Annotated in this window: 13 protein-coding genes; 7 read left to right on the top strand and 6 right to left on the bottom strand. The window is 39.5% G+C overall.

Annotated elements, in window-relative coordinates; all coding sequences use genetic code 11:
* Positions 1–207: 207 nt before the first annotated feature.
* Both AC07UV_RS02265 and AC07UV_RS02260 read right to left on the bottom strand, forming a co-directional pair.
* Positions 208–1518: an NYN domain-containing protein gene (locus AC07UV_RS02265; RefSeq protein ID WP_495182576.1), complete on the bottom strand. Its 1311-nt coding sequence runs from the start codon at positions 1516–1518 to the stop codon at positions 208–210.
* A 424-nt stretch (positions 1519–1942) separates the two neighbouring features.
* Positions 1943–2788: a helix-turn-helix domain-containing protein gene (locus AC07UV_RS02260; protein WP_495182575.1), complete on the bottom strand. Its 846-nt coding sequence runs from the start codon at positions 2786–2788 to the stop codon at positions 1943–1945.
* 96 nt (positions 2789–2884) lie between these two features.
* Here AC07UV_RS02260 and AC07UV_RS02255 point away from each other — a divergent pair, with 96 nt between their 5' ends.
* The gene (locus AC07UV_RS02255; protein WP_495182574.1) at positions 2885–4093 is read left to right on the top strand and encodes a CynX/NimT family MFS transporter; all 1209 of its coding nucleotides are present in this window, start codon (positions 2885–2887) and stop codon (positions 4091–4093) included.
* 123 nt (positions 4094–4216) lie between these two features.
* Here AC07UV_RS02255 and AC07UV_RS02250 read toward each other — a convergent pair whose 3' ends face one another.
* Complete coding sequence (locus AC07UV_RS02250) at positions 4217–6076, bottom strand: CocE/NonD family hydrolase (protein WP_495182573.1); 1860 nt, start codon at positions 6074–6076, stop codon at positions 4217–4219.
* Between the two features lie 500 nt (positions 6077–6576).
* On the opposite strand from AC07UV_RS02250, the gene AC07UV_RS02245 reads away from it, so the two are divergent.
* The 6 genes from AC07UV_RS02245 (at position 6577) to AC07UV_RS02220 (ending at position 12365) form a co-directional block, all read left to right on the top strand.
* Positions 6577–7905: an inositol-3-phosphate synthase gene (locus tag AC07UV_RS02245; RefSeq protein WP_120260811.1), complete on the top strand. Its 1329-nt coding sequence runs from the start codon at positions 6577–6579 to the stop codon at positions 7903–7905.
* 198 nt (positions 7906–8103) lie between these two features.
* Entirely contained in the window at positions 8104–8844 is a 741-nt protein-coding gene (locus AC07UV_RS02240) for a nucleotidyltransferase family protein (RefSeq protein ID WP_495182572.1), read from the top strand.
* Positions 8845–8857: 13 nt separating this feature from the next.
* Positions 8858–9742 carry an ATP-grasp domain-containing protein gene (locus tag AC07UV_RS02235; RefSeq protein WP_346087569.1) on the top strand — a complete coding sequence of 295 codons (885 nt, stop codon included), beginning with the start codon at positions 8858–8860 and terminating at the stop codon, positions 9740–9742.
* Positions 9723–10676 (top strand): CDP-alcohol phosphatidyltransferase family protein, encoded by a 954-nt coding sequence (locus tag AC07UV_RS02230; protein WP_495182571.1) that lies wholly within the window; start codon positions 9723–9725, stop codon positions 10674–10676. The genes AC07UV_RS02235 and AC07UV_RS02230 overlap by 20 nt, the downstream gene beginning before the upstream one ends.
* Positions 10666–11655 carry a lysylphosphatidylglycerol synthase transmembrane domain-containing protein gene (locus AC07UV_RS02225; RefSeq protein ID WP_495182570.1) on the top strand — a complete coding sequence of 330 codons (990 nt, stop codon included), beginning with the start codon at positions 10666–10668 and terminating at the stop codon, positions 11653–11655. Before AC07UV_RS02230 ends, AC07UV_RS02225 begins: the two co-directional genes overlap by 11 nt.
* A gap of 2 nt (positions 11656–11657) precedes the next feature.
* Positions 11658–12365 (top strand): HAD family hydrolase, encoded by a 708-nt coding sequence (locus AC07UV_RS02220; RefSeq protein WP_346087564.1) that lies wholly within the window; start codon positions 11658–11660, stop codon positions 12363–12365.
* Here the strand turns inward: AC07UV_RS02220 and AC07UV_RS02215 are convergent, their stop codons facing one another.
* The 3 genes from AC07UV_RS02215 to ppk1 all read right to left on the bottom strand — a co-directional run bounded on the left by AC07UV_RS02215 (position 12366) and on the right by ppk1 (position 16121).
* Entirely contained in the window at positions 12366–13238 is an 873-nt protein-coding gene (locus tag AC07UV_RS02215) for a helix-turn-helix domain-containing protein (RefSeq protein ID WP_495182569.1), read from the bottom strand.
* A gap of 2 nt (positions 13239–13240) precedes the next feature.
* A complete protein-coding gene (locus AC07UV_RS02210) occupies positions 13241–13849 on the bottom strand; it encodes a M15 family metallopeptidase (RefSeq protein ID WP_257091735.1) in 609 nt (202 codons plus the stop codon).
* A gap of 202 nt (positions 13850–14051) precedes the next feature.
* Positions 14052–16121, bottom strand: a complete 2070-nt coding sequence (gene ppk1, locus AC07UV_RS02205) for a polyphosphate kinase 1 (protein ID WP_495182568.1) — start codon at positions 16119–16121, stop codon at positions 14052–14054.
* Between the last annotated feature and the right edge of the window lie 145 nt (positions 16122–16266).

Raw genomic sequence — 16266 nt, 5'->3', positions numbered from 1 at the left:
CTGAATATAAACAAATATAGCTGGAAAATAGTGATGATATACTCCTTGTTTTCAGGGAATTTTAATCTGCTGCTGGATCAGACGCTGCTGATGCAATAGGTACATGAGAACGTGCAAGATCTTGTATCATTTGAAGTACAGATTGAACAATTATCTTGGGTTCAATCTGTACTTCAAGTGTTTTTTTCAGTCCATCCGGCGCTAAAATTAGCGGGATTGATTTTGGAGTGTATAGGTATGCTCGTTGAGTTTCGTAATTTCTAGCTGGATACCTTCCGCTAGTCCAAGTTGGGTTGCGGCCTCTTTTCCTAGTTTAAGGACATGGAATCCACGACCACGGTACGTGAAATTGCACTCATACTCATTGGAATCAATAACGATCCGGAGCTTTTGTGATTTCGTTGGAAATAGAGGCTTAAAATCTTTCGTAATTCTGATTTGCGCTTTTTTTGTATCATCCGCCGTAATTTTATTTCCTGCTGCTGGAAATAACATATGATTGGGAGAATCATTTTGAACGATATTTTCTACTGCTTGTTGTTCCTCTTTCTGTTGAACTGCTGGAAGCTCTTTGGAAGGATTTTCCGCTACCACTGCATCTTGCGGCTTTTTATTTTGGCGACCTTTTTTTCGTGCATTTTGATTGGTAGGTTTTGCCGTAACTTCCTGTGATTTTGCGTCAGTGGTTGCTACTGTTTTTTTGTCTGCATTTGTTGGTGATGAGCTGACAGCAGATAAAGGTCGTTTGATAATATTTCGAATGTAATAATGTTTTATTCGCGATTTATCCGTGTTACGTTCTTCGATTTCAAAATCCTCTGTATAGGCTTTAAAAAGGTGAGACATTTTATCGTAACCATAATTTCGCGCATCAAAATCTGGTTTTCTTTTATTGAAAAGACTACCAATTTCCCCTAAAAATGCCCATCCATTTTCATCTGCGGTGTCATCAACGGTGTCTTTTAATAATTCCAGTGTCTCTTCGTCAAGCACTGCTATGCTGGTTGGATTGTCTACAGGTGCCGCTTTGGGCTGATTCTGCTGTTTTTTCTTTGTGTTAGGTTCCTTTTTTGGATTCTTTTCAAAGATCTCAACATAAATAAATTTGTCGCAAGAAGCGATGAAAGGTTTCGGCGTTTTTTTCTCTCCAATACCGATCACCAACTTACCCGATTCTCTTAAACGGGTTGCCAATCTTGTAAAATCGCTGTCGCTCGATACAATACAGAAGCCATCGACCCTGTCGGAATGTAGGATGTCCATCGCGTCGATAATAAGAGCTGAATCGGTGGAGTTTTTACCTTGGGTATAGCTATACTGCTGGATGGGGGTTATCGCATGGGTGAGGAGCTTATCCTTCCATTTTTCGACATAAGGATTGGTCCAGTCACCGTAGATCCGTTTGATCGTCGGGATACCGTAGCGTTTGACTTCGTTCAGAATCTCTTCGATCTTTCGATAAGAAACATTATCCGCATCGATTAATATTGCGATTTGTAAATCCCCATGCTCTGCCATATGTGTTTATTTATATTTTCGATGTATTTGTATGTTTATGTTACGAATAGGATTCTCCTATTTTGAACATATGGTTAAAAATACACTATTGTTGAAGAATTATTGAATTTTTTAAGAATTTAATTTGAATGATGATTATCTGAAGGCTGCTATTTAGTAAGATTTCCTGCCCTATTTTATACATGAGATTATAACAGGATCAGCCATAAAAGGTACGTAAAATAGAATTTAATAGGAAGTATAGGGACAAAAAAAAGGTTTTCAAACGGGGAGAATGAAAACCTTAAATAACCAATTATAAACCTAAATTATGATGCAACAAAGATAGTGTGTATTTTACACATATGCAAATGTTGTTTATTATTTTTGATGAATCGCTTAAATTTTGTAGCTAAAAAACTACAAACACTTTCTTGTTATGCCGTTAAAGCTCAATAAAAGCGGAGGGCCGGTAGCCCATGACAGCATAAAAACTATTTGTAAAAGCCTGTACACTTTGGTACCCAACTTTGTAGGCAATCTGGGATATGGTCAGTTCACCTGTGCTTAATAATTCAAGACTTTTAATTATCCGCAACAATTGCTGGTATTTAACCAGTGTCATTCCCGTTTCCTTTTTAAATAATCGTTCGATCGTGCGCAGGGAAAGATTGGATAATAACGCAATTTCTTCCATCTTAATAGGATGGGTATAGTGGTCGTGTAGGTGATTTAAGACTATCTGTAATCTATTTTCACTCGGCAGCGTAATTTCTAGATGCAATATGCGGGATCCGAAGACGGGGAGTTCGTTAAGGAGTGCACGAAGGAAAATTGTTTCATGTTCATTTTCTTCGGTCAATTTTGACCATTTTTCGGCATATAGGATCATCTCTCTTAACACCTTCGGAGCAGCGAATATTTGAACCTTTTCGAAAAATGGATCTTCCTGTTCGATATCAAAAAAGACGATCATTAACTTGATACTCTCGGAATGTGAATTGGTCTTATGTAAAGCATTTGAGGGAACCCACGCCACATGATTCTGGGGGAGGAGGTACATTTTTCCCTCAACGGTGAGGTATTGAAAACCTTGCTCGACATAAATCAACTGCGCCTTACGATGGGTATGTAACGCATCGTCGTGAACCCAATTTTCTTCGAACCAGACAAAATTAGATTTTTTTATATTATCAATTGTATCAATATGATTGGAACAGCCCATGTCGTTATAAATTAAATCAATGGCAAATTTAATTAAATAACTGAATATATCTTTGCAACAAATCATCTTGTAGGTGTATTCATCATGCGGTAATACCGTATACTAGTGGAAGGATCCATCCGCTAGACATTAGCTATTACACCCAAGAAATAAATAATTTATATGAATAATAATATGCAAAAATCAAACACTGCATCCTGGAGCTGGTTGTCTGTATTGGTTGTTATTTTAGTTTCAACGAATCTGAGATCGCCGATTACGGCTGTGGGGCCTGTTTTGGGGCAGATCAGTGACTATCTTACATTAGATAGCTTTCAAAGTAGTTTATTGACGGCAATTCCACTTTTTATGTTTGCAAGTTGTTCGGTCCTGGTGAGTAAGTATTCCCACGTTCAGGGTATGCATCGTTTTTTGTTGTTTGGATTGATTGTCCTTGCTGTGGGCATCATTGTGCGGGTAGGGGGCGGTACAGCCTCTTTGTTTGTGGGATCCGTCATGATCGGCTTAGGAATCTGTGTGGGTAATGTTGTAGCTCCAGGGTATATTAAAACCAGTTTTCCCAATAACATCGGACTGATGACTGGCATTTTTGCTGTAGCAATGAATTTAACAGCAGCATTCGCATCAGGCTTTAGTCTACGTCTGGGTGACTGGACTGGCTTTGGATGGAGAGGTTCCCTGGGTGTTTGGGTGGTCTTGGCGATAGGATCTATTATTGCTGTTTTTTTTGATCAGTTACGTAGGCAGAAGGATGTTATTCCGGAGCATAAAAAGCAAGTACAGACTGGGATTGGGCATATTTTTAAATCCAGATTGGCTTGGTATATCAGTATATTTATGGGAATTCAATCATTGGTTTATTATAGTTTGATTTCCTGGTTGCCCAAGGTATTGGTCGATTATGGGATGGCTGCAAAAGACACCGGTTGGTTGTTGTTTTTGATCCAGATTGCAATGATCCCCATTATGTTTGTCGGGCCTATTATTGCGCACCGAATGAAAGATCAGCGACTGATGGCTGTTGCTGTTGCGGTGGGTATGTTGGGCAGCATTTTGATTTTCTTTTTATATAAGCTAGATGGGATCTATGTTGCAGCCATATTATTAGGGCTTTCCAATGGCCTGTCGTTTAGCCTTTCTATTCTCTTTTTTAGTTTAAGGGCAAAATCGACAGCGAATGCAATCAAAATTTCGGGAATGGCGCAATCAGTCGGGTATATGATTGCTGCATTCGGTCCACCGATTTTTGGAAAATTGCATGAGATAGACCCATCCTGGAACTACTCCTTTTATTTTCTTGCGGCTAGTATTGTCCTGTTGTTATTGACAGGAATAAAAGCGGCAGAAAATAAATTCGTGGAAGAATCATAATCGCGTAAACAACATTTGGTAAATGCTAGCAGCCCCATTATTTTAAAATAATGGGGCTGCTGTCTATGTGGATAGCTTACTCATGAACCACTTGTTGATATTGTCAAGTTGGTTCACCTCGATTTAATCTTTTAAGATGTCAAATTCGATATAGGTCGCATTATTGACATCATGGAAAATGCGCTGTGTTGCTTTACGGAAGTCGGCTTTGGTCGCAGTATAGGGTTCCATAAATACCTGTGGATTCCGTTCCGCCAATGGGAACCAGGAATTTTGTACCTGAACCATGATACGATGTCCTTTTTTAAAGGTGTGCGCAACATCCGGCATCACAAAATCTACTTTTTCCACGAGACCGGGAGTCAATGCCTGTGGTTTGTCAAAGCCGTTTCTGTATTTTCCAGCCATGATTTCGCCTCTAACCATCATTTGGTATCCCGCCATTGTTTTTCCTTCAAAACTGGGGGCATCATTGGGATAAACGTCGATGAGTTTAACAACATAATCCGCATCGGTACCTGTTGATGATACTTTAAGGAAGTTTTTGATCGGGCCGACAATGGTAATGTCTTCGGTCAAAGCTGCTGTTTGGTAGACCATGACATCGGGGCGATTGGCTGCAAAACGTTGATCATCGACCATGTACTCGCGTGTACGGTTTTGGATGAGTCCGCCTTGATGCGGAACAGGTTTGTTAGGGTCCGTTACATATTCATCCCATGAATCCGTGCGTTGGACTTTCTCAAAACCAAGTTTGCCCTGTGGCTGAAAATAAAGTTTTTTTGTCTCGACATTTTTCGGTGGCCATTGTTCGAATTGCTTCCATTCATTACTCCCCGAAATAAAGATATTGGCCTCGGCAGCAGAGAAGCTACCTTCTTCTTTTAAGTAGTGACTGAAAAAGGGCTGTTCAAATTTTTCCTGATAGGTGATACTTGTTTTTTTCTCAAATTGAATGTCGCCCAAATGATCTCCTGCTGCGCGAACCCATCCACCGTGATACCAGGGACCCGCAACCAAAATCGAATTATTTGTTTTGCTTTTTTCTTCAATAGATTGATAGGTTTTAAATGTACCATAGGCATCTTCGGCATCAAAAAAACCGCCAACAACCATCACAGCTGGTTTGACATCTTGTAGATAATTGGTGATGACACGTGATTTCCAAAACTCATCGTAGTTGGGATGCTTAAAGAGGTCGTTCCAGAATTTGACCGAATCGCCAAAATACTTTTCTTTGAGCTCTTTGGCGGTTCCGCCTTCAAGGAAAAAATTATATTTATCGACCTCGTTGATCTGAATGTTACTTTTGAATTGATCGGGGGTTATCGGTTTTGGACGTGGCACACCAAATGTTGACATAAATGTGAAAGCATCCTGCAGGAATAATACACCATTGTGGTGAAAATCATCCCCAATAAACCAATCGGTCACCGGAGCCTGTGGCGAGACCGCTTTGAGGCTGGGATGGGTCTTGACTAGCCCCACTGTGGAGTAGAAACCCGGGTAGGAAATCCCATAGAGACCCGCTTTTCCATTGTAGTTCTTCACATTTTTCTGTAGCCATTCGAGAGCGTCATAGGTGTCTGTGCTCTCGTCGATCGCTTTTTTATCTTTACTCAGGTTTGTTGGTCGAACATCTTCAAAATCACCTTCACTCATCCATTTTCCACGGACATCCTGATAGACAAAGATATAGCCGTCCCGCATCATCGATGGGAAGTTGCCCAAACTTTTCTTGTACTCATTTTGGCCATAAGGCCCCACGGTATAAGGTGTTCGGTTTAATAAAATTGGATATTTCTTGGATTTATCTTTGGGGCTGTAGATTACGGTAAACAATTTCTTGCCATCTCGCATCGGAACCGTTACTTCGGTTTTCTCATAATAATCCCGAACATAAGCGGAATCTGTGGCAGTCTGTGCATGGAGCTGGCTCCCGGTTAACAATGCTAAAGCCAGAAACGAAATGGTAGTTTTCATTGAAATAATTATTTAGGAATGTTGATTTTTCATGGTTTACATAAACATCTTACAGTCGTTTAGCCTAAACTCACGACGGTTTCATCAATTATCAGCCTAAAGGTAACGTTCCCGAAGTCATTTTCCAATTTTATTGTCATATTTATATAGAATAGAAAAAGAAAAATTGACCAATTTTTTAGAAAGAATAACTTTTTTCGAATTGTATTTGGATTAGTTTTTTAATGTTAATATATTGAGTTAAATTAGTTATGATTATATTTTGTTTTCGCAAGTATGATCAAATACCTTATATTTCAGTGAGATGGACGATATAAGCTCGGGCTGCTTATTCATTTCATCTCGTTTCTTTTGCCTTCGAATAGGCATCGAAACAGCAATTGTCATGATTTTATAAATAAAGTGACGATGGATATGAAATATGTTTTTTTAAGCTAATTTTAAGAATTATTTTATCATAAAACATCAATTAAATAACAATTTAAGTATATAGAATTAATATGGGACAACAAGTGAAAGATGCCAATGGTAAATTGGGGATTCTTATTCCGGGATTGGGTGCTGTGGCTACAACATTGATCGCTGGTGTGGCATCTATAAACAAAGGTTTTTCAAAACCAATAGGATCTGTTTCTCAATTGAGCAGAATCCGTTTAGGTAAGCGCACGGAGAATAGAAATCCTTTAATCAAGGATTTCGTCCCTTTGGCAAAGTTGGAAGATGTGGTTTTTGGTGGTTGGGACGTATATGAAGATAACGTATATGAAGCTGCTTCAAAAGCACAGGTGTTAGAACAAGGCCAACTTGATGCTGTAAAAGCTGAATTGGAAGCAATTCAACCAATGAAAGCTGTGTTTGATCGCAATTTTGTTAAAAATTTGGACGGCACGCACATCAAATCAGAGAAAACACGTCGCGAATTGGCTGATGCCGTACAACGTGATATCCGCGAATTTAAAGAAAAAAACGGCTTAGACCGTGTCGTATTAGTATGGTGTGGTTCTACTGAACGCTATATTGAAACAAACGAAGCTTTCTCAACAATTGCAAAATTAGAAGAGGCTTTGGATAATGACGATCAACGCATTCCGCCAAGCATGATCTATTGTTATGCGGCTATAAAAGAAGGCGCTCCTTATGTTAATGGTGCACCAAACTTGACATGTGACGTTCCTGCGATCGTTGAGTTAGCTCATGAATATGGTGTTGCAATTGCTGGAAAAGACTTCAAAACTGGTCAAACATTGATGAAAACAATTGTTGCTCCTGGTCTTCAGGCAAGAGCACTGGGCGTTGAAGGTTGGTTCTCAACAAATATTTTAGGTAACCGTGATGGATTGGTATTGGATGATCCTGAAAACTTCAAAACTAAAGAAGTTTCTAAATTATCTGTATTGGAAGAAATCTTGGATGCGAAAAAGAATCCTGAACTATATGGTGATCTATACCATAAAGTACGTATCAATTACTATCCACCTCACGGGGACAACAAAGAATCTTGGGATAACATCGATATCTTTGGTTGGTTAGGTTACAAAATGCAAATTAAGATTAATTTCTTATGTAGGGATTCAATTTTAGCGGCTCCGGTTGCATTGGATTTGGCATTATTTATTGATTTGGCGCAACGTGCTGGCATGTCAGGTATCCAAGAGTGGTTATCATTCTACTTGAAATCCCCACAAACTGCACCAGGTTTACCTCCTGAGCATGATATCTTCAAACAATTAATGAAGTTGCAAAATACCTTGCGTCATATTATGGGCGAGGATTTGATTACGCACTTGGGATTAGATTATTATCAAGAGTTAGTAGACAGTATTCAATAAATTACCTTTATAAAAAGGGGAATAATTGCTTCGGGCAGTTCTTCCCCTTTTTCTTCGGGACAATTATTACATGAACTTGTATAACCCGCTCTATTTAGAGATGATGGAGGGGGCTATCAAGCAATTGTCCGGAAATAACCCGCTGTAAATTTTTGCGTTTGCAAACGTTAAGATCGTGACAGGGGTTTTACTTTTTTAATGAATGATTTTATTTTGCAATTAGAAGGAATGGAATTTGCTATCATTGCGGCGGGAGAAGGATCTCGATTGCGAAAAGAAGGCTTTAATTTGCCTAAGCCCCTGCTACCTTTACATGGTGTTCCATTAATTGAACGATTGATTCGTGTCTTTGCTAAAGAAGGTGCGCAAAAAGTGCACGTTATTATCAACAGACAATCACCTGAATTGAAGACATTTTTAACGCATACAGCATTCGAGCTTCCTATCGTCCTGATCGAGGAGGATACACCAAGCTCCCTACATAGTTTTGCCTTATTGGTCGAAAGCAATCCAGATTGGACCTCCTGTTGTCTGACAACCACAGATACTGTTTTTAGACCCCATGAATTTCACGAATACCTAACAGCTTTCCAACAAAAGGAAAATGCAGACGCTTTTATGGCTGTCACACCATTTGTCGATGACGAGAGCCCGCTTTATGTGAACACAGATCAGGAGCTAAAGGTGGAAGCATTTTTAGATCAGGCTACAGCGGAAACAAAATTTGTTTCAGGGGGTATTTATTGCTTTCGTAAAGCGGCAATGAGCTGTGCATTAAGTTCCGTTGCGGCAGGAAATTCCAGAATGCGTAACTTTCAACGTGCGCTTTTGGAAAACGATTTGCATGTTGAGGCATTTGTGTTTGAAAAAGTAGTCGATATCGATCACTTGAAAGACCGTGTTGTAGCGGAACAGTTTTTGAGTGAGGAAGTTAGTTAGTAAAATGAGCGAAATGATTTCTATTTTAGGCGTGACGCGTAAAAACCGTTTTTCTCCCAATCATGTGGGGAATGACGCTGCAATATTTAATGAAGTTGTGCTAAAATTGACCGAGCAAGGTGCGTCAGTTGAAATTTGTAATGAAGACGAGTTCTTAGCTTTGGATGCTATCAAACAGAAGAATGTTCTGACAATGGGAAGAACAAAGACTTTGGTTAAGAAGCTGCAATCCCTTCAAAATAATGGTGTTAATGTATTGAATTCAGGTTTCGGTATTGAAAGCTGTTTTCGGAAAAATATGACGCTTAAGTTGCTGGAAGGGGGGATTCCCTATCCGAAGAGTATCGTCATTTCAACGGTCGCAGACATACAGGCTATTTTTGAGAAACTGAAAGGAAAGGGTGTCTGGATCAAACGTGGTGACTTCCATGCAATCCATAAGGAAGATGTCACTTTTGCCGCCAGTCTCAAAGAAGCACAGCATATTCTAAACGAATATGCGCTCCGGGGGATTAAGGAAGCCGTTATCTCCGAGCATCTGGCAGGAGATCTATTAAAGTTTTATGCGGTTAGGGATACCGATTTCTTTTTCTACTTTTATCCCTATGAACATAATCATCATAAGTACGATTTGTACGAACAGATCAATGATGAAGTTGTCCATTTTCCATTTGATTTGGCTAATTTAAAGCAAGTAGCCAATCGTGCAGCGGAAGTACTGGATGTCCATATCTATGGCGGTGATGTGATTATTGATGCAAATGGAGATTTTCATATTATTGATCTAAATGATTGGCCCAGTTTTGCTCCTTGTCGGGCAGAAGCAGCTGAAGCCATTGCGCAAATGGTTTACCATAAATTTATTGAAAAGAACCACAATGCAGAGAGAACAAGTTAATGTAATCGAAGAAGAGAATTTGAGTGCATTCGAACAATCTTTAAAATCCAACGATACAGAAGAGAAAATAGATATTTGGTTTTATAGACCAATTGGTTTTCGTATTGCACAGGTATGTGCTAAAATTGGGATTACACCCAATGCTGTAACAATCATAAGTATTTTCTTTGGTGTTGCGGCCGGTATTTTATTTTATTACCAAGAACTATGGATTAATGTGATCGGAATGCTGTTGTTGGTCTTTGCAAACTCTTTGGATAGTGCAGATGGACAGTTGGCCCGGATGACAGATAATAAAAGTCGCTTTGGTCGCATTTTGGACGGCTTTGCGGGCGATTTTTGGTTTGCTTCCATCCATATTGCCATCTGTTTGCGCAGTATCAATGAAGGCTGGCCGGAATGGTTGTGGGTATTTTGTATCCTTGCTGGGGTGTCCCATATGTTGCAATCTGCAATGGCTGACTATTACCGCAATGTCCACCTCTTTTTTATCAAAGGTAAGGCAGGAAGCGAATTGGATAATACGCGTGATTTGAAAGTCGATTACGATGCCTTATCCTGGCGGAAGAACTTTTTTAGCAAGTTTGTGTTGAATGGTTATATGGGCTACACCCGAAATCAGGAAAAGCTATCCCCAAAATTGCAGAAGTTATTGCATATCGTCAAATCCCGATACAAAGATGATTTGCCCCAACAATTGATGGTTGATTTCAGAATGAAAAATAAACCATTGATGAAGTACACCAACATTGTGCAGTTCAATACACGGGTAATCTTCCTTTTTGTTTGGTTGTTTATCGGTCAACCGTGGATTTACTTTTTCTTTGATATGTTTGTTTTAAACCCGATCTTAATCTATATGTGTAATAGACAGGAAAAGGTAAGTGGTTATTTTGTTGATAAATTAACAAACGATCCAACTTATGGGGAGTAAAATCTATAAAGTACTCTTTATGCTGATTGGTATAGGCACCTTGGCCTATATGATTCATGCAATGGGGGGTCAGGAGATTTGGACGAATCTGGAGAAAATTGGTTGGTGGTTTTTGCCGGTATTGGGTAGCTGGGCTGTTCTTTACTGGATGAATGCCATGGCTTTTAAAGCGATTATTCAGGAGCCGCAATTGCCGCAGACCAATGTTCCTTTCTGGAAAGTTTTGCAATTAACGGTGTCTGGTTATGCCATTAATTACATTACGCCATTTGTGGCGCTAGGGGGAGAACCTTACCGCATTATCGAACTGAAAAATTATGTTGGCGGTTCAAAAGCCGGTTCATCCGTTCTGTTATATGGTGTTATGCACATTCTATCCCATATTTTATTTTGGGTGGTATCCGTTTTCCTGATTCTATGGTTTGTACCGGCGAGTACCCTGGTTGATGTTGCCTGTGCCGTAATTTTTGTTATGGCTATTGTATGTACCTGGTTATTTACAAAATTCTATAAAAAAGGAATTACAGTTTCTTTATTAAAGACCCTGTCGCGCTTGCCCTTAGTTGGAAAGAAAATCAATAATCTGCTGGAGGCAAAGTTCGAAACATTGAACGATGTTGACCAACAGGTGAAGAATCTATTTCAAAATCGTAGAGACCGATTTTATACAGCTCTCCTCTGGGAATTTGTTGCCCGGGTAGTCGGCTGTTTTGAAATCTATTTTATCGGCCTGGCACTGGATATCAACATTGATTTTATTGATGCGATGATCATTAGTTCCGGATCCTCGCTATTTGCTAATTTGGTGTTTTTCTTCCCAATGCAATTAGGGACTCGTGAAGGTGGTTTGGCGATGGCTGTGATGAGCATAGGCCTGCCTGCTTCGGTCGGTATTTTTATGGGGATTGTGACAAGGATCAGAGAGATTGTTTGGATTATGATTGGTTTAGGTTGGATGAGTTTAGTTAAAAAGAAATAGCAATGGATAAGTTTATAATTAAGGGAATCATTTTTGATTACGGAGGTACATTAGATACGAATGGGGGACATTGGGGGGCAGTGATATGGTCCGGTTACGAAAAATATCAAGTTCCGGTTAACCTGAATTCCTTTCAAGAAGCCTACGCCTACGCCGAACGTCAAATGGCGATTCAGCCGATTATCAAACCAGATTTTAATTTCCTTGAAGTACTTGAAGCGAAATTGAAAGTACAGTTTGAATATCTTATTGCCGCCGGCTATGATCTGGATATGCAATTGGCTGATAAAATCGCATTTGACGGTTATTCTCTTGCCAAAGATACTGTTGCACAGGTAAAGCCATTATTGGCCGTTATGGGCGATCAATATCCCATTGTGATGGTATCCAACTTCTATGGAAATCTAAAAGCTGTATTGGCTGATTTTGGAATTTTATCCTATTTTAAAGCGGTTGTTGAGTCTGCGGTAGTGGGAGTACGTAAACCAGATCCTGCAATTTATGCACTTGGTGTCGAGGCGATGGGTTTGCCTGCTGCTGAGATCTTAGTCGTGGGTGATTCCTATAGTAAGGATATGGCTCCAGCAAAGGCTGTCGGTTGTCAGACGCTATGGCTGAAAGGACAGACTTGGGGAGAAGATAAACTACAGGATACTTCTGCCGCAGATAAACAATTTAGTACCATCTTTGATCTCAAGGATTTTGTTTAATCAGGCTTTTTGCCTAAATTCTTTAGGCGATATGCCTACATTTCGCTTAAAGAATTTTCCAAAAAAAGACTGATCTGAGAAATGTAACTGTTTCGCGATTTCTCCGATCGATAGCCCTTGACGGAGCAAACATTTAGCCTCTTCCACCAAAACATTCTGAATCAATTCTATTGCCGGCTTTCCGGTGAGTTCTTTCGTGATCACCGAGAGGTGTTTGGGTTTAATACCTAATTCTGAAGCGTAAAACTGTACCATATGTTCCCGACGGAAAGATTGTTTTAATAGCAAGTAGAAATTGGCCAATATTTCCCTTTTCCGTGAAGGTACCACGGGAATATTTTTTATGTTTTGGCTGGCTAAACGCGCGATCTCACAAAACAGCACTTCCGTCAGCGACTTGATAATCTGTGGCTTGAAAATATAGTCCCCACCTTGCTTGTCGTAATGAATAAACTGCTTGAATAGGTTAGACAAGTTTGCGGCATCTGGTGCCGAAAGTGAAAAAATGTGATTGCTATCCAATGCGAGCGACTTTTTTGTGAAGTCAAAAAAGTCTTTTTGAAATTCCAATTTAAACGTAAAATCTATACTAAAGAAAATCAGATAGACTTCACAGTCCCAAGATTTGGTGACAGATGCTCCATTGACTTTCGACGAGGGATGAGTCAAGAGCAGATGATGCTGTCCAACTTGTACCCGTTCGTCATTTATAATAAAAGAGGTTTCCCCCTTTTTTATTAGGCAGAGTGAATAAAGGCTCTTGTTCGCCAATATATGCTGTTGCTGTGGGCTGAAGACCGGTTTGGATTTGTTTCCCTTGATGTGAAAAGCGAAAAAATCTCTGTTGTCAATGAGTTTATCGATAGAGGACATGCTTACTTTACAATAAAATCAAAATATGTTTTACGATAGGGTTCATCCTTTAAGGTATAGTGCCACCATTCCTTATCGTAGGCCTTAAACCCAAATTTAGCCATAGCCTCACGTAGTATCCTGCGGTTTTCTTTTTGTTTTGCAGTTAGTTTGGTATAGTTATGATGAGAGACGGCACCAAAGAAATCAAAAGGACCGCCCATATCTATTTCTTTGTGATCTTTAAGACTGACCAATGTTAAATCGACTGTACTACCGCGACTATGTCCTGATTTGGTCGCAATAAAACCGAGTTTAAATAAGTTTTTCTTATCTAGCTCTGGATAGAACTCCCGCTTAGCGATCGTATCTTGGGTGGCCAGTGACCAGGCTTTAAAATGATCAACTGCGCGTTGCGGGCGATAGGCATCAAAAATTTTTAATGCCAAGCCTTGATTGTTTAGATGTTGTTCAACTTGCTGTAAGGCCAATGCGGCACGCTTCGTCAGGATCGCAACAGGTTTTTCGTAGCCACGGATAGGTTTTCCTGTAAAATTGTGGCTTCCAAAATAACGTATTTCGAGGGTAATTGTCGGGATGAATTCTTTTACGTAAACGAAGTTTGCTGGCATCTTTTGTTGGGCTTTCGTTTGGAAGGCAAAAAAAGCAAGACAAATGGATAGACAGAAGTTGAGTTTCATAGGATGAAGATACAAATTTGATGCTCAATTCTAGCATTCGGCTATGCGCTTAAAACGTAATGCAAACAATAACAAGAAGATGAATAAGAAAAGCCTCAGGAAATGAATGCCTGAGGCTTGTCAGAAATCAGACTTAATGATCTGTTATTTTTCTTTTTAAATAGTTGTAGATCTCAATCTGCGAGCGGCAAGGCTCCTTTTTATTTTCGACGTAGTGGTTGCTTAGGGAGTTGTTCAGAATGCGAGCTTTAACATTATCGGTTAGTTGAATGTAAAGCATTTCCTTTAAATCTTCCTTGATTTTTTTACTGGTGATTTTTACAGCAGCTTCAATACGATGATCTAAATTTCGGGTCATCCAATCCGCCGAGGAGATATACATTAATTCTTTACCGGCATTGTAAAAATACATGACTCGGGCATGTTCTAGATATTCGTCGACAATTGAAATTGCATTCATCGGAGATTTAAATGTTTTCTGGTTCGTCGCACAATAGATCCCACGGATGATAAGGTCTATTTTAACTCCAGCTGTTGCAGCATCATAAAGCTTTTTAATCATATCTTTATCACTCAGCGAGTTTACTTTGACAATGATCGCTGCTTTTCGACCAGCCTTAGCTTCTGCGATTTCCAGATCGATAAAATGCAGCAATTCCCTGCGCATATCAATTGGACAGATCAATAAGCTTTTACAGTTTTTGATCATCTCAGCGGGGTCTGATTTTGGTCTTCTGAGGTAATTGAAGACTTTATTGATATCCGCAATGACATCTCTATTGCTCGTCAACAGGCAGTAGTCCCCATATAATTTGGCCGTTTTTTCATTGATATTACCGGTGCTGACAAAGCCATATTGAATTGTTTTTGCACCAGTCCGCTTTTTGATGACACATAATTTGGCATGTACTTTTTTATTGGGAATTCCCGTTAGGACCTTGATGCCTTCCAATTCAAGTTTTTCTTTCCAGTCCAGATTATTCTCCTCATCAAATCGTGCCCGCAGTTCAAGCATGACCGTTACTTCCTTACCATTCCGGGCAGCATTTATCAATGCATTGGCGACTTTGGAATTCGAAGCTAAGCGATAGGCTGTAATCTGTATCGTTTTCACATCCGGATCCATTGCGGCTTCACGTAGCAGGTCAATGATAGGCCGAAACTCATGATAAGGAAAGGAGAGCAGAACATCTTTCTTCAAAACTGTATCGGTGACACGTTCATAATTTTGAAAATAGGGATGTGGAAATGAAGTTCTCTCCTGTGGTTGGTGATAGGACTTAAACACATTTGGGAAGTCCATAAAATGCTTGAAATTATGGATCTTTTGTCCAGGTATGATACTATCTTTTTTGGATAGGTTGAGTTTTTTGATCAGAAACTCGACGAGTTTTGGATCCATCTCCTGATCAAAGATAAAACGGGTCGGTTTACCTTTCCGTCTATTTTTGACGCCTTTGCTTATCTTCTCAACCAGTGTTGTATTGATGTCGTTATCGATATCGAATTCTGCATCTTTCGTGACCTTAAACACATGTGCATGGAATACATCGAAACCGAAATACGAAAATATCAATGGAAGATTGAACTTAATGACATCTTCGAGAAGAATAATATGTTTTTCATCCTTTGGTGCCGGCAATTGGACGAAGCGTCCGTTCTGGCTAGTGGGAATTTCAATTAGTGCAAACTTAGTTTCGTATTGCCATTCGCTTTTTCCCATGGCGATACCTAAATAGAGGCTCTTGTCACGGATATACGGCATTGGGCGAACATCATCTAGAATTAACGGAATGACATTCGACTCCACATCATCCTGATAATACTCACTGACAAACTGCTGTTGCTCCGGACTAAGCTCCTCACTCGTCTTGATAAAGACGTTTTGCTTGGCCATATCTTTTTGGATCCGGTTCCAGGTGTTATCAAATTTCTTTTGTTGTTTGATTACCCGAATATTGAGTTCTTCTAAAATTAATTGCGGATCTTCATAAAAGGATTGATTGGCACTTTTGTCCTTGAGGTCTATGGCACGTTTGAGCCCTGCCACACGTACACGAAAAAATTCATCCAGATTATTGGAAAATATACCTAAAAATTTGATCCTTAGGGGTAACGGTACAGTTTCATCTGCAGCCTCTTGTAATACCCTGCCATTAAAGCTCAACCAACTGATATCTCTAGGAATAAATTTTTTCACCATAACTAAATATACATAAATTTAAGAAGCAAAACTATAGCTCTAGGCGCGATAAACGAACTTTTTCGTGTTAAAGAATTATTAATTTATTTTTTCTTCATCTACTTCCAAAAAAATACCCCAAAAAGTGCAAGACCTTTTGGGGCGA

Source organism: Sphingobacterium sp. GW821-FHT03E03, from assembly GCF_059420745.1.
Note: the sequence above shows the minus strand (reverse complement) of the source record. Positions and strands in the feature narration are given on the sequence as shown.

Excerpts from the sequence above, each read along its gene's own strand:
- AC07UV_RS02260 (WP_495182575.1), bottom strand. The coding sequence starts at position 2,788 with ATGATTTGTTGCAAAGATATATTCAGTTATTTAATTAAATTTGCCATT.
- AC07UV_RS02210 (WP_257091735.1), bottom strand. The coding sequence starts at position 13,849 with ATGCCAGCAAACTTCGTTTACGTAAAAGAATTCATCCCGACAATTACC.
- AC07UV_RS02250 (WP_495182573.1), bottom strand. The coding sequence starts at position 6,076 with ATGAAAACTACCATTTCGTTTCTGGCTTTAGCATTGTTAACCGGGAGC.
- AC07UV_RS02245 (WP_120260811.1), top strand. The coding sequence starts at position 6,577 with ATGGGACAACAAGTGAAAGATGCCAATGGTAAATTGGGGATTCTTATT.
- AC07UV_RS02240 (WP_495182572.1), top strand. The coding sequence starts at position 8,104 with ATGAATGATTTTATTTTGCAATTAGAAGGAATGGAATTTGCTATCATT.
- AC07UV_RS02265 (WP_495182576.1), bottom strand. The coding sequence starts at position 1,518 with ATGGCAGAGCATGGGGATTTACAAATCGCAATATTAATCGATGCGGAT.
- AC07UV_RS02215 (WP_495182569.1), bottom strand. The coding sequence starts at position 13,238 with ATGTCCTCTATCGATAAACTCATTGACAACAGAGATTTTTTCGCTTTT.
- AC07UV_RS02230 (WP_495182571.1), top strand. The coding sequence starts at position 9,723 with ATGCAGAGAGAACAAGTTAATGTAATCGAAGAAGAGAATTTGAGTGCA.
- AC07UV_RS02255 (WP_495182574.1), top strand. The coding sequence starts at position 2,885 with ATGAATAATAATATGCAAAAATCAAACACTGCATCCTGGAGCTGGTTG.
- AC07UV_RS02220 (WP_346087564.1), top strand. The coding sequence starts at position 11,658 with ATGGATAAGTTTATAATTAAGGGAATCATTTTTGATTACGGAGGTACA.
- AC07UV_RS02235 (WP_346087569.1), top strand. The coding sequence starts at position 8,858 with ATGATTTCTATTTTAGGCGTGACGCGTAAAAACCGTTTTTCTCCCAAT.
- ppk1 (WP_495182568.1), bottom strand. The coding sequence starts at position 16,121 with ATGGTGAAAAAATTTATTCCTAGAGATATCAGTTGGTTGAGCTTTAAT.
- AC07UV_RS02225 (WP_495182570.1), top strand. The coding sequence starts at position 10,666 with ATGGGGAGTAAAATCTATAAAGTACTCTTTATGCTGATTGGTATAGGC.